Raw genomic sequence first — 13,398 nt, forward strand, 5'->3', positions numbered from 1 at the left:
TTTACCTGGTTTAAGGAATAAAATCTAAACTATAGATATGATAAAAGACCTATTATCTGAAATTGGAATGTGCAGAAGGATGGTTTTTATAACGATGTTGAGTTTTACCTGTGCGGTTCTATTGTATTCCTGTAAGGGTGGGCAAGGGAAGAAATCTGAGGTAAATCAAAAGACCAGCCAGAACTCTTCGGCCGATGAACCTTCAGATCTGGAGCGTTTCGATGTAGCGAAATTCAATAAGGATTTGGTGGATAACGAGAGAAATCTGATCGACAATAATGGAAATATCCTGCACCAGTACAAAACGAAAGATGGTTTTCATGAAGATCTGACCAGGCCAAAGAGTTATTTTTTTCTTTCACGATCCTTTTATAAGGATGGTCGTTTGGAAGAAAAGGGAGAGCGGTTTCATGGCGACGGATTTCTTAAGGGGATTTGGACAAACTACAATGGAGCGGGGCATGTGATCAAGCAGGTAGATTATGATGCGCCGTTTAAGTTTAACTGGGATAATATATTGGTACTGATGAAGGAGAAAAATATTGATCCTGCTGATAATTTCACTTATGTAAACCGGGAAGTAAATGCTTCTGGTCCTGTCTGGATTATTAGCTGGGACACCAAAGCAGTTACTTCCGACGGTAAAAAAATACTGAAAGGTATCTTCGTTAATGGAGAAACCGGAAATACTTCAAAGGAAGAAACAGAAAATTTTGAGGAGTAGTTTCTATTTTAATACCAGAGTTTGCAGTCGGTCTGGCCCAACAGATAAGTACTTGACCGGCACCTCTAACTGCTCTTCTAAAAACCTGATATAGTCTTGTAATTGCGCAGGAATTTGGGCGCTGTGCTTAATTTGACTAATGTCCTGTTGCCAGCCAGGCATCTCTTTTAGGATGGGCTTAGGGGTAATAGTACTGATGTCGTAAGGCATATAGTCGATGATTTCACCATTGTAGTTGTATTGTGTGCAAATCTGTATGGTCTCAAAATTGCTTAAAACGTCGGCTTTGGTTAAAACCAATTGAGTTACACCATTAATCATGATGGCATACCTTAGTGCGGGCAGATCAATCCAGCCGGTGCGACGCGGCCTTCCGGTATTTGCCCCGTATTCACGGCCCTGATTTCGCAATTTATCCCCATTCTCGTCTTGTAATTCGGTAGGGAAGGGGCCGTTTCCTACACGGGTACTATAAGCTTTAAAAATGCCGATGACTTCCCCTATTTGTTTTGGGTTAATTCCTAAACCGGTACAGGCGCCAGCTGTTATTGTATTAGAGGAAGTAACGAAGGGGTAGGACCCAAAGTCTATATCCAGTAAAGTGCCCTGTGCACCTTCTGCCAAAACTTTTTTACCCTGTTTAAGGTAATCATTAATCATGTGCTCCGAATCTACAAGTGGAAATTGTTTAAGGAGTTCAATACCTTCAAAAAAAGCTTGTTCAAGTTCACTGAAATCAATAACGGTTCCATAAAATGCCTGCAATATGGATGCATGTTTACGAACAAGATTTTGATAACGTTCTTTAAAGTCGGGCAAGGTAATGTCGCCGATACGCAAACCGTTACGACCCGTTTTGTCCATATAGCAGGGGCCGATGCCTTTAAGGGTAGATCCAATTTTATTGTGGCCCATTTTTCCTTCTGAAGCGGTGTCCAGTACCGTATGGGTAGGTAACAGCAGATGTGCTTTTTTACTGATCAACAGATTCTTCTTCGCCAGCAAATCATAGCCTGCTTTTTTTAGCTGGCCCAGCTCTTTTTTTAATGCGATAGGATCAATGACTACACCATTGCCAATGAGATTCATGGTGTTTTTCAGAAATATACCCGAAGGGATGGTATTGAGTACAAATTTTTTGTTTTCAAATTCTAAAGTGTGTCCGGCATTGGGACCACCTTGAAAACGTGCGATTAAATCAAATTCAGGGCTTAAAACGTCAACAATTTTTCCTTTGCCTTCGTCGCCCCATTGTAAGCCTAATAAAACATCAACAGCCATGCTTGTTATTTTTAGTTTTTAAATTCAGCCTGTTTTTTAACTGACTGGTTTGTATGGCTGCAAAGTTGAATAATAGGTGTCGTTTGGCAATTGCCAAATGACAAGAACGTATTTAAGTGATGTTTTTTCTGATGCGGCTTAAGGAAGAGGGGGTGATTCCCAGATAGGAAGCGAGCATAGAAAGGGGGACGCGGTTGGCCAGACCAGGGTAATGTTCCAGGAAATGAATATAGCGGGTCTGTGCATCCTGAACCAGCATATTGCTGCTGGCTTTCATCTTGTTCTCTAATACATTAGAGGTGATTTTGGCAAATATGCTGTTCCAGGCAGGGATGCTGTTTGACAGTTCTGTAAAACTGTCCTTTGAAAATATCATAAGGCTGCAGTCCGTGATGGCTTCAATGTATTCTGAAGAAGGAAGTTGATCTCTGAAGCTATTGATATCAGCTACAAAGCGATTTTCATAGACGAAATAACGGGTAAAGCCCTCTCCAATGTTGTTGTAATAACAGACCCTGAGGATACCCTCGGTGACATAGCCTATTTGTCCTGCAATCTTTCCGGCCTCAGAGAAATAGGTTCCTTTTTCAATGGTTTTAGCTTCAGCTTTGGATTGAATTAATGCAATTTGCTCTGGATTAAGGTTGCCGTATTGAAGTAAGTAACGAATAAGTGCTTCCATATTCAAAATTAATATAAAAGGGCTGAAACGAAATTGTCATATGACAAAAACAACCTGTGTTTTATGATTTTTGGTCGATCAGCCTGGCTGATTTATTTTAAAAATCATGAAATTAAATCGGTGGAATTTTGTCCTTACTCTGAAATCCTTTGGGGAGAGAAGGCCATCTAAAATAGATTTAGCATTTACTTAAGTTCTTTTTGGGTCAGGGTAGCCGTGTTTAACTGCTTCTTCTTCCTGATATGCTTGTCCAGTTTGGAACCTGGATAGCGGGGATGTTTGCGAAGTTCACTCGTGTTGATTCTTAACTTTTCGCCCTTACGCCATAAATACCCACCAGCAGTTAGTAAATGGCCGTTGAGACAGTGATGAATCTGGCCATTGTCAATTTTAGTTTTTTGTGCAGCAGCCAGACAGCTGTCGTAAGACTTGACCCATCTGCCATCCAAATCGTATTGCGAGACTTTTTCAATTTTGGAAGTGATCTTAGAATCAACACGGATTTTTTTCTTTAATGTTTTATTCCAGATAAAGCCGCCGTAAGTGAGGCCACGACCTTTAATTACGTCGCGAATACCTTTGTGGTGTATGCCTACTGCTTTTCCTGCTTCTACCGTATTGGTATAGGTATTGATCAGGTTGCCCTGCAGGTCATACTGACCAATTGTCTTTTGATTCTTGCTTACAGGGGAGGCACCATACCATCTTTCCTTAAGCATGGGAGCCAGGTCCAGAACGGGTTCATTTCCGCGTCTCCATAAATATTTCCGTGCTGTCCATACCTTATTGTTGGTTCTGGCTGCTTTTGAAATGTAGGTTTGCGAGGTGCCTAACGCTTGTGCAGCTACTTTTGCATTTGGATAAGTTTCAAGTAATTGACCAGTTAAAGAATAACGGCTAATCATGTAGGTACTTTTTTCTTTCTGCATATTTATCACAAATATATCTGATATTTTAGAATGACACGATAAGCATGTCAGGAAATGAGTTTAAAATAACAATGAAGAGTCATTTTTGTTGTTATTTCCCCCTTTTTCTAATTTCTAATATAAGCAATCTTAACTTGAAAAGAAATACTTGTTCGGACTAATGGTATTTTAACAGAAAGGTCAGCCTGATTAGACTGACCTTTAGTTTATGGTTATTTTGTGATTTCAATCTTGTCGCCAAGTCTTTGCTGGAGACTGAGGATTCCTCCCTGGTCCAAAGGCTGCCAATACCATCCATCTTTATTTTTGTTATTTGCCTGAACAAGCGGTTTGCCGTTAACGCTGATTTTTACAGGTTTGCTGGTGAGTCTGAAAAGATCACTGGATGCTTTGTCGTAGATTTGATAAGAGATGGAGGACTTTTGATAATTGATGTGCTGCACGGTAGAGGAAGTCCTGAGCATATGGTCCGTATCGGATGGGGACAGCTGCGGTGCAATGGCCATAGATCTGATATAATGACGAACATAATCGCCATATCCGTCCGTCATCCAGACATCGTTGGTTGGATAATAGTTTTTGCCATCGGTGTCTACCGCATAAGTTGCCCATGTGAGCGCTCTTACCGCATTACGTGTTAATGTGGTGTCTCCCGTTAATGCCCAATATAGTAGCTCCATAGAAGCCTGGCGGGCAGAATGGCTGTTGCCCACAACCGGATAAGCGGTTTGCTCATTGGTTACCGTAACGCCGTACTTTGCCCAGTCTTTATTGTTGAAGGTTTTATGAACCCAGTCAAAGATACTGTTAACGGTTTTTTTCCAGTCTGCATATAAGTTTTTGTGTTCCATGACGTACATCGCGTAGGTCGTGGCATTGATCTGTGTTTTGGAATAGCCGGGTACGTCTTCAAAGAATGGCCCCCAGTCATTTGTCTTTTCAGGATAGTTTTTAAACCAGCTTAAGGTTTTGTTAAAAGCTTGCTGATACTGTGCTTTGTTTCCTTTGTTGAGTTTGATCAGTTCGCTGAACAGTTCCATGGTACCGGTCCAGTTGGTGGTATAAGAACCTTGTCTGAGTTCTTTATAGAAGTCATTTTTGCCAAGAGCAGCCACTTCTCCTGTGACTGCATTTACCTTGAATGGCCATGGCGAATGGTTTGCATCTCCAGGTTGAATATTGGCCGCCATGGTATTGGCGATTTTAACAGCTACATCCAGATATTTGGTTTCACCGGTCTTTTTGTATAGCCGCACCAGCTCAAAGCCTAAAGATCCGGCCTTGTCTGGTTGTAGTACACCTTCACCTGCCATCATATCTCCGTCGTATATGCCGGATTCTACATTTGTGTTGTAAGGATAAGGAAGATTGGGCCACTTGCAGTTTGACGAAGACATGGAATGTGCCAGGTAATAGTCGGCCTGGTATTTCATGTCATCAATAATGGTCTTGTCTCCCAGGTAGTTGTATAAGAGATCCCAGGAGGATATCCCCATAGCAACCTGGTCGCCACCAATGCCTCTTTTATCATGGCCTGCCTTCCATACCTGGTGGTTCATGTAATATTTTACCCCATTGGTATCGGTTTCCATATTGCTCCAGAACTTCCACACCAGTTTGATCATCTGGTCAAATGATGCCCCGTAATTGGTAGAATACCAGGGCAGGATATTTCCTGACCCATCTACTCTTACAGTATGATAAATGATGGAATCGGGCAGGATATGGTCTTGTTCAGCGCGAAGCAGATCCTTATTCAATATCGCATATTGGGCATGCGATGTGATGTTCAGAAAGAGCAGAGCTGCGGCCAGGAGAATGTGTTTTGTTTTCATTTATATGCAAGTTATTGATTAATAATTGGGGTTCTGAACTAGTAAAGCGTTTTTGTTCATTTCATCTCTGGAAATCGGAAATAAATAGGCCTTATCGAGCCATGCACTTTTTTGCACGACTATTGGCGTAATGGTTGGTATTGTTGCTGTAGTATGATCTGCATTTAATTTATAGACAACGCTGACCCCGCTAAACTGTTGATAAGCTTCGGGAGCAATAAGCCAGCGTCTTACATCATAGAAGCGATGTTCTTCAAAGGCAAGTTCCACCCTTCTTTCATTGCGGTAGCGGTTGCGCAATGCATTGCCAGAATCTGTGATATTGGGCATACCTGCTCTTTTTCTGATTTGGTTGAGCGCGGAACGTGCTTCGCTTTCTTCATTTAATTCTATGCAGGCTTCAGCATAGTTTAAAAGAACTTCTGCATAGCGCATATAACGCCACGGTGTGCCATTGGTGCTGAACTGACCATTGATTGCCGGATCGATAAATTTTCTCAGATAGTATCCTGTGTACCCTCCGTTGAAATTTTCCACCGGGCCTTTTCTGCTGTCCAGTCCGTAAACTTCCTCCATTGCATTGCTGGATGCATCCCATCGCTGCCAGGTGCCTACTTGTATCACACCAATGGGATCAAGGTTGGTGATGTCTGAGGGACGTGGTTTGAATTTAACCCCTTCATAAAGAATGGAAGCGTAAAATCTTGGGTCTCTTTTTTTATAGGGTTGACTGGCTTTTGAGGGATCGGACCAGCTGAAGGGGGTGCCATCGGACATTTCAAAATGATCTGCCATTTCACCTGAAGGGGTATCTTGTCCATATAAGTGGTAGCCATTGGGCCCTGAAACCAGAGAAAGTGAATTCAGATCTGGTGAACCATTAAGTGAGGTGGTTTTAAAATACCTTACCCAAATGTCTTCCTCTGTACCGTTACTGATAAAAATGTTTGCAAAATTCTGAGCAATAGAATCTCCGGGAGCAGGATCGGCTTTATACAGACGGTAGATGCCCAGATCAATCACTGCTTTTGCTGCATCTTTTGCTGCTCTCCATCTGTTGGCCTGGTTTCCGTCGGTATACCTGATCAGTTCCTGCTGGGCGTATCCTGAAAACACAGGCTTGTTGTGCAGGTCACTTGCAGCATAGAGTAGGGCTCTGGCTTTGAGGGCCAGTGCAGCTCCTTTGGTTACTCTGCCCTGATTGCTTCCGCTCTGAACAAGTGGGAGCAGCAGTGCAGCAGAATCACATTCTTTAGAGATAAAGTTAATACAATCACTGTAGCTGTCTCTTTTTACAGCAAACACATCATTTAGCCCATAGGCTTTTTTGATGATGGGAACGCCACCATAAAGACTCACCAGCTGGTGGTAAAGGTAGGCGCGCAGAAAATGTACTTCACCGGTCATCCGGTCTTTCAACTGAGCGTCGTCTATTTTTGCACCATTAATTTTACTGAAATAGATGTTGCAGGACCTGATGTTTTTATACAGCTTGTCCCAGTTTTCATGTGGCCACGAAGCGAGATTGTCTGGAGTGATCAGGCTGTTGTTGAATTCAAAGAAACTGAACCATTGGTCGTGCATTTCATCTACAAATTCTCCTTTCAATAAGCCATCTCCGCCGTTAGCGGGATTATCTACGTTTAAATAAATGCCGTTAACAAAGGCTTCAATCAGATTTGGGTCATTCCAAATATCGTCACCAGAAAATTCTGTTGAGGGCTTGGTGTCTAAAAAGTCTTTTTTGCAGGATGATGTCCATATCATAATGCACAAAATAAAGCTGCAGGTGATTAGAATATTTTTCATGGATTAAAAAGTTAAGTTAACGCCGGCATTGACAACTTTGTTGGATGGGTAGGGGTTGTCTGAACTGGATTCCGGATCATAGTTTTTTAGTTTCGTTAGGGTGACCAGGTTCAGACCGCTGAGGTATACCCTTAAGCCTTTAACGCCGATTTTATTGAGTAGCGGAGCAGGGAAGTTGTATCCGATTTCAACATTCTTCAGTCTTACATAATTGCTGTTTCTGAGGAAATAGGTGTTGTTGATATCATATTGTTTCATCCAATATTCTTCAGCAAAATTCCAGGTTCTGGGTTTTGTAGCATCTGGGTTTTCAATGGTCCATCTTCCCTGGGCATCATCCTGAAGGAAGTTGCCGCTTTCTCCTGAGAAAGTGAACTGTTTTCTCATAGCACCGGTTGCGCCCTGGATAAGGAGGGAAGCATAGAAGTTTTTGTATTGCAGATCTATATTTAAGCCTCCCGTAAAGGTTGGGAGATCGGTTTTGTCACTGCGTACCTGGTCCAATCCATCAATTTTGCCATCGTTGTTGACGTCTTTAAAAATAATATCGCCAGGTCTGGCATTTGCCCAGTGTGGGTAATTGTTTACCGCCTGCTGATCTCTGAAAATGCCGATGGCTTCATAATACAAAGAGGTGTTCATGGGGTGACCAGTAGATTGCTGGTAGGCCGGGGCACCAGGAACCTCGTCCCAGAATACAATCTTGTTCTTTTGATAGCCTCCATTAACAGATACGGTATACGTGAAATCGCCGGTTTTTCCGTTGGTACCTACCTGGAATTCAAACCCACGGTTGGCTACTTTTCCTATATTCTGACGTGGAAGGGTTAGACCTGTTGAAGCAGGCACGGATGCGTTGCGGTAAGCCAGGATATTTGTTCTTAGATTGTAGAAATAATCTGCAGAAAAGAAGATTCTTCCATTCAGCATTTTACCATCGATACCAATATTGGACTGGTTGGCAATTTCCCAGGTAATGTTAGGGTTGGCAATGCGTGTTTCATTAATGGCCTTGTGTTCTTCTGTACCATTAAAAATATAAGTAGTGGAGGTTGTTCCATCGCCTGCATAAGCATAGCCCTGAAGGTATTGGTAAGGATTAATGCGGTCATTTCCGGTACGTCCCCAGGAGCCCCGTATTTTAAGCTGGTTAAAAAACGAAAGGTTCTTTTTCCAGAAATCTTCTTCAGAGATGACCCAGCCAAGAGATACGCCTGGAAAGAAGCCAAATTGTTTGCCGTTGGCAGGGAAAATATAGGATCCATCATAGCGGAAAACGAATTCGGCCAGGTATTTTTCCTTGAAATTGTAGTTTAAACGTCCGAAATAGTTTAGACGTGCATCTACACTTGCAGAGCCGCCATTGGTTTGGTCTGTACCGTCACCGCCTGCGAAGAGCTGATCTGCAGCAGCAGAAATGTAATTCCTTCTGGCGGCGAAAAAGTTAAGGGAGTCGCCGGTAATGCGTTCTACACCGACCATGGCTTTAAGATGATGTACCTCTCCAATGGATGTGCTGTAATTGATCAGACCATTAAGGGTTGTTCTGTTTCCGTTGTTAAAGTCTTGTCTGAGTTGGGGTGTGGCATAGCCTTTTAAAGATTTGGTCAACTCAGGGAGCTTGTCTGCACCGTAGCTCTGGCCATCCCAGTAATACAGATACCATGGGGTTTGCCATAGTTTGTGGTTGTCCATGAGTTTATCAATAGAGGCATTACCTGTAACAGAGAGCCCTTTTACCCAGGGAATGTTGATGTCCAATTTGGCATTGCTTTCCAATATATAGCGGATGTCTTTATCATAACCGGTTTTATCTGTGGTCATCACCACCGGGTTGGCTCCACGTTCAATATCAGGACCGGGAAGTCCATTTGGCCATCTGGCAGCAACGGTTGGTTTTCCGCGCATGGTGGAGGAATAGATGTCTTCTGCGCTTAAGGTAGGATAGTTTCTGTTTTCCTGTCTTCCTGCCAGGTCGAAACTGAGTTTGATGTTGGAAGATACTTTGGCGTCAAGGTTGACACGAAAATTCCCTTGTGAATAATTGGTAGCGCTGTTTCTGTATATCGCATCCTGGTACCTGTATCCTGCCGACACCAGATATCGGATGGCGTCACTACCTCCTCTTAAAGAAAGATGGCTGTTTCTTTGAATAGATATCGGTTTATATACGGCGTTAAACCAGTCTGTATTCGGATGTCCCCAGGGGTCAGATCCGTCTTTATACTTCTGGATATCGTCTGCGGAATACACGAGATCTTTGTCTCTGTATTGTTCAATTTCATTAACCATTTGGGCGTAAGTGGCCGCATCGGCCATTTTGGGGATCACCGTTGGATGAACAAAGCCCTGGTCATAAGAGAAATTGATGGTCGGTTTTCCGGTTGTTCCCCGTTTGGTGGTGATCATAATCACTCCATTGGCTGCCCGGGCTCCGTATATAGCTGCGGAGGCATCTTTTAATACCGTTACACTTTCAATATCTGATGGGTCAATTCTTTCCAGTTGCCTTCCGGCGATTCCGTCAACGACGACCAGCGGGGTGTTGTCATTCAATGTATTTGACCCGCGGATCAGCAAGGTGCTTCCGTCATTTCCCGGTTCTCCGCTTCGGGTAACTGCAGTTACGCCAGGAACCCTGCCCGCAAGGCTGTTGCTCAGGTTCATTGCCGGAGATTTTTCCAGGTCGGAACCTTTTACCGAAACGATAGCCCCGGTGAGGGTTGCTTTCTTTGCTGTTCCATAACCAACCACCACGACCTGACTGAGCGATTGAATTTCGCTGATCAGTTCTATATTGATGCGGTTGCGGCCATTAACAGGGATACTTTGTGAGGTATATCCAATGGAAGAGAAGATCAGTACATCTGTCGGAGCGGCCGGAATGGAATACTTGCCTTTAGCATCTGTCACCACGCTTGTTGAAGCTCCTTTTATAGTGACAGAAACAGAAGAAAGGGTAGAATCGCCAGATTTAACCACCCCGGTGACCGCTGATTTTTGCTGGCCATAGGAGAAACTGGAAAAAAAAGTGAGTATAAGAAACAGGGAGCGCATAAGGCAGGGTATTTTCCATCTCATGGAAGAACCTGCGATACCGGAGAAGAACAAAAATTTCATACAATGTTGGTTTAGAGGAAAATATTTGGTTGGTTTGTTAACGGTATTTGTTTGATTTTGTATACGGTTTTAATTTTGTGACTAAAGCTTCCTTAATACCCTTTTATTGGCTTCAAGCGTTTGGTAAATGTCTTCCTGGCTATGTGCATGGCTTACGGAGGATTGTTTACAGGCAACGGGAAGGAGGTAAATGCCTTCCTGGATCAGTGCTTTCCGGTATTTCAGGTCGAAGTTGAAATCGTGGTCTGTTAAAATATCATGTAGGTCAAACGGTGCCTTTTGTGCAAAGTAAGTGCAGGATGCAGATCCGTTTGTGGCTACAATTGCGGGAATACCCTTTTCCATAAAAAGTGATCTCAATCCGTCGTAAAGCACATTACATACCTTGTCCAGGTATTCGTATGTTTCTGGTTTCTGCAAGATTTGTAAAGTAGATATTGCAGCAGCTACATTCAAAGGGTGAGCATTATAGGTTCCTGCGATCAGTACCCTTTTTTTAGGGTCGGGTGCGTCAAATAACTCCATGATCTCTTTCTTGCCGCCTACAACACCCAGAGGATAGCCGTTTGCAATAGCCTTGCCAAATACGGATAAATGAGGTTTGACGCCTTCCAGGTGCTGATGTCCTCTTAGAGAAGAACGAAACCCGGTTTTTACTTCATCAAAAATGCATACACTATCGTATTGTTCACATAAACGGATCAGGCCTTGCAGGTAACCGGGCTGAGGAAGCACAATGCCTATGTTTTGCATTACAGGTTCCAAAAGTACACAGGCGACCGGGTATTTTTTAAGAACATATTCAATAGAGTCCAGGTCATTGAAGTTAACACAGTGTATTTTACTCCGTACAGATCGCGGAATGCCTGCCGATGATGGGAGGAAAGGGTATTCTCCGGGAGAATTCCGAGGGCCAATCTCTTTTAGTCCGGGCATTACTTTTCTTGCAACATCATTATGCCAGCCATTGTATCCGCCAGCGATCAGTATGATGTGTTCTTTTCCTGTATAGGCTCTGCTCAGTCTGATGGCATGAGCAGTTCCCTCACTTCCCGTATTGGTGATCTGAACCAGTTCGAGGGAGGGGATAAGGCTACACATGGTCTCCGCCAGTTTGATTTCCAGGTGATTTGTGCCGCTTCCTATTAAAGAATAGTCGTTTTTTAAAGTCCGGATTACAGCTTTATTCACTTCTTTGTTGTTGTGGCCCAGTAAATGAGCGGCAAAGGCAGAGTGATAATCTATATACTCCTTGTTGTTGATGTCAAAGATCCGGCTTCCCTTTCCTTTCTTGAAAATGATATGGGGCTCTACCTTTCGGTTTAAAGAAACCACACCACCGGCAATGAATTTGTTGGCTTCCTGGTGTACCTTCTGGAATTGACTTGCTTCCTGAAGCAGGATCTCATTTGATCGAAAAGACATAAGTACAGTTTTTATATTTGGTTTTGTAAATGTATACAAAATATTTATTTTTATGTATACAAAATATTCAAACAATTATATACGAAAAGAGGAAACAGATTTATTCTGTTTCCTCTTTGTATTTCTTAACTGTATTATAATTAGGTTACAGGGCTCCTGTAAGTTTTTGACCGGGCTTTTGACCTGCCAGCTGCCCACCATCGGCAACAAATACTTGTCCGGTAATGAAGCTGCTTTCTTCGCTGGCCAGGAATAAGAAGAGGGGCGCTATTTCCTGTGGTTTACCAACTCTGTTCATGGGAATATAGCTTTTTACAAAATTTGCAGTAAACTCGGGAGAGTCAATGGTTTGGGAAAGTGGGGTTTGGATATAGCCGGGTGCCACTGCATTGACCCGGATGTTTAAATGAGCAAGCTCCAGTGCCATGGTTTTGGTGAGCATAATGACACCAGCCTTTGACGCATTGTAATGTGCGTAGCCGAATTCTCCATCCTGACCATTTTTGCTGCTCATATTGACCACTACACCTTTCTTTCTTGCGGCCATAGAACGGCAAACAGATTGCGAAACGAGGAACATGCCTTTAAGGTTAACATCCATGATCTTTTGCCATTCGGTTTCTTCAATCTCAAGAAAAGGGGTCTCAAAGGCAATACCTGCATTATTAATCAATATGTCTATAGCTTGTATGCGTTCTGCTGCCGAAACAGCTTGTTCGACTTCTTCTTTAACCGAGATGTCTGTGCAATAGGTATAGACCCGGGTGCTCAGTTGTTTTATCTTTTCGGCTGCAATATCAAGCATGGCGGCATTGAAATCCAACAGGGAAAGCAGGGCGCCTTCTCTTGCAAAATGACAGGCGATCTCAAAACCTATGCCTTGTGCAGCACCTGTAATGACTACGTGTTGGTTGCTGAATCGTTTTCTTACATCCATTATACCTGTCTTAATTTAATCCTAGTGCTGAAGCTGAACCTCTGGCCAAATGACTATACAATGCCTCTTCGGCCAGTTTTAGGTTGTTTTCTTTGATATACTTCAGGATCTTGCGATGCTCCTCGTCGGTTTGCGCAAAGTCGTCCAGATAGGTGTGCACTTTCCCCAGTTTCAAATGAAACAACATAATATGACTGGTGTGATAAGCATGGTGCAGACGTTCATTGTCTGCAATTTCGAATAAGGTTTCGTGGAATTTCATGTCGGCTTCCATGGCACCGCTGTAATAGCCTTGTTCAACCATAGAACTGAAATCATCGCATATTTTTTGCAATCTGGAAAGGTGCGAATTGTTCATTTTTTTAAAGCAAAGCCGGAGCGCACCTATTTCAAGAATTTCCCGCAACTCGCGGATTTCGTGAATGTCTTCTTCGGTAATGGAGGTTACGAAATATCCTCCCTTTTCTCCAAATGTAACCAGGCGTTCACCCAACAGGCGGTTCAGAGCTTCCCTTACAGCCATTCTGCTCACCTCCATTTTCTTTGCCCATTCATCTTCTTTAAGCCGGGTATTGGGCATCAGCAGGTACAAATGGATCATCCTCCTGATTTCGTTGTAGACTTTAACCGCTTGTGAATCTGATTTCATTTTTTTG

General features: G+C 43.0%; 10 protein-coding genes. 1 reads left to right on the forward strand and 9 read right to left on the reverse strand.

Annotated elements, in window-relative coordinates:
• The first annotated feature begins 37 nt into the window (after nt 1-37).
• Nucleotides 38-724, forward strand: a complete 687-nt coding sequence (locus R2S08_RS01870) for a hypothetical protein (protein ID WP_316833606.1) — start codon at nt 38-40, stop codon at nt 722-724.
• A gap of 3 nt (nt 725-727) precedes the next feature.
• Here R2S08_RS01870 and R2S08_RS01875 read toward each other — a convergent pair whose 3' ends face one another.
• The 9 genes from R2S08_RS01875 to R2S08_RS01915 all read right to left on the reverse strand — a co-directional run bounded on the left by R2S08_RS01875 (nt 728) and on the right by R2S08_RS01915 (nt 13,391).
• Nucleotides 728-2,005 carry an adenylosuccinate synthase gene (locus R2S08_RS01875; RefSeq protein WP_316833607.1) on the reverse strand — a complete coding sequence of 426 codons (1,278 nt, stop codon included), beginning with the start codon at nt 2,003-2,005 and terminating at the stop codon, nt 728-730.
• A gap of 112 nt (nt 2,006-2,117) precedes the next feature.
• A complete protein-coding gene (locus tag R2S08_RS01880) occupies nt 2,118-2,687 on the reverse strand; it encodes a Crp/Fnr family transcriptional regulator (protein WP_316833608.1) in 570 nt (189 codons plus the stop codon).
• Nucleotides 2,688-2,872: 185 nt separating this feature from the next.
• Complete coding sequence (locus tag R2S08_RS01885; RefSeq protein WP_316833609.1) at nt 2,873-3,616, reverse strand: NUMOD1 domain-containing DNA-binding protein; 744 nt, start codon at nt 3,614-3,616, stop codon at nt 2,873-2,875.
• Between the two features lie 212 nt (nt 3,617-3,828).
• Nucleotides 3,829-5,451, reverse strand: a complete 1,623-nt coding sequence (locus tag R2S08_RS01890; protein ID WP_316833610.1) for a hypothetical protein — start codon at nt 5,449-5,451, stop codon at nt 3,829-3,831.
• Between the two features lie 18 nt (nt 5,452-5,469).
• Nucleotides 5,470-7,260: a RagB/SusD family nutrient uptake outer membrane protein gene (locus R2S08_RS01895; RefSeq protein ID WP_316833611.1), complete on the reverse strand. Its 1,791-nt coding sequence runs from the start codon at nt 7,258-7,260 to the stop codon at nt 5,470-5,472.
• A 3-nt stretch (nt 7,261-7,263) separates the two neighbouring features.
• A complete protein-coding gene (locus R2S08_RS01900) occupies nt 7,264-10,380 on the reverse strand; it encodes a TonB-dependent receptor (protein WP_316833612.1) in 3,117 nt (1,038 codons plus the stop codon).
• 81 nt (nt 10,381-10,461) lie between these two features.
• Nucleotides 10,462-11,805, reverse strand: a complete 1,344-nt coding sequence (locus tag R2S08_RS01905; RefSeq protein WP_316833613.1) for an aspartate aminotransferase family protein — start codon at nt 11,803-11,805, stop codon at nt 10,462-10,464.
• Between the two features lie 145 nt (nt 11,806-11,950).
• A complete protein-coding gene (locus R2S08_RS01910) occupies nt 11,951-12,742 on the reverse strand; it encodes an SDR family NAD(P)-dependent oxidoreductase (protein ID WP_316833614.1) in 792 nt (263 codons plus the stop codon).
• A gap of 10 nt (nt 12,743-12,752) precedes the next feature.
• Nucleotides 12,753-13,391, reverse strand: coding sequence for a GntR family transcriptional regulator (locus tag R2S08_RS01915; RefSeq protein WP_316833616.1), 639 nt, complete (start codon nt 13,389-13,391; stop codon nt 12,753-12,755).
• Between the last annotated feature and the right edge of the window lie 7 nt (nt 13,392-13,398).

It is taken from the genome of Pedobacter nutrimenti (assembly GCF_032678445.1).
In the GTDB taxonomy this organism is placed as follows: domain Bacteria; phylum Bacteroidota; class Bacteroidia; order Sphingobacteriales; family Sphingobacteriaceae; genus Pedobacter; species Pedobacter nutrimenti_A.

What these genes read in the sequence shown, in the direction of transcription:
- R2S08_RS01870 (WP_316833606.1), top strand. Translation starts at nt 38, where the DNA reads ATGATAAAAGACCTATTATCTGAAATTGGAATGTGCAGAAGGATGGTT.
- R2S08_RS01875 (WP_316833607.1), bottom strand. Translation starts at nt 2,005, where the DNA reads ATGGCTGTTGATGTTTTATTAGGCTTACAATGGGGCGACGAAGGCAAA.
- R2S08_RS01880 (WP_316833608.1), bottom strand. Translation starts at nt 2,687, where the DNA reads ATGGAAGCACTTATTCGTTACTTACTTCAATACGGCAACCTTAATCCA.
- R2S08_RS01885 (WP_316833609.1), bottom strand. Translation starts at nt 3,616, where the DNA reads ATGCAGAAAGAAAAAAGTACCTACATGATTAGCCGTTATTCTTTAACT.
- R2S08_RS01890 (WP_316833610.1), bottom strand. Translation starts at nt 5,451, where the DNA reads ATGAAAACAAAACACATTCTCCTGGCCGCAGCTCTGCTCTTTCTGAAC.
- R2S08_RS01895 (WP_316833611.1), bottom strand. Translation starts at nt 7,260, where the DNA reads ATGAAAAATATTCTAATCACCTGCAGCTTTATTTTGTGCATTATGATA.
- R2S08_RS01900 (WP_316833612.1), bottom strand. Translation starts at nt 10,380, where the DNA reads ATGAAATTTTTGTTCTTCTCCGGTATCGCAGGTTCTTCCATGAGATGG.
- R2S08_RS01905 (WP_316833613.1), bottom strand. Translation starts at nt 11,805, where the DNA reads ATGTCTTTTCGATCAAATGAGATCCTGCTTCAGGAAGCAAGTCAATTC.
- R2S08_RS01910 (WP_316833614.1), bottom strand. Translation starts at nt 12,742, where the DNA reads ATGGATGTAAGAAAACGATTCAGCAACCAACACGTAGTCATTACAGGT.
- R2S08_RS01915 (WP_316833616.1), bottom strand. Translation starts at nt 13,391, where the DNA reads ATGAAATCAGATTCACAAGCGGTTAAAGTCTACAACGAAATCAGGAGG.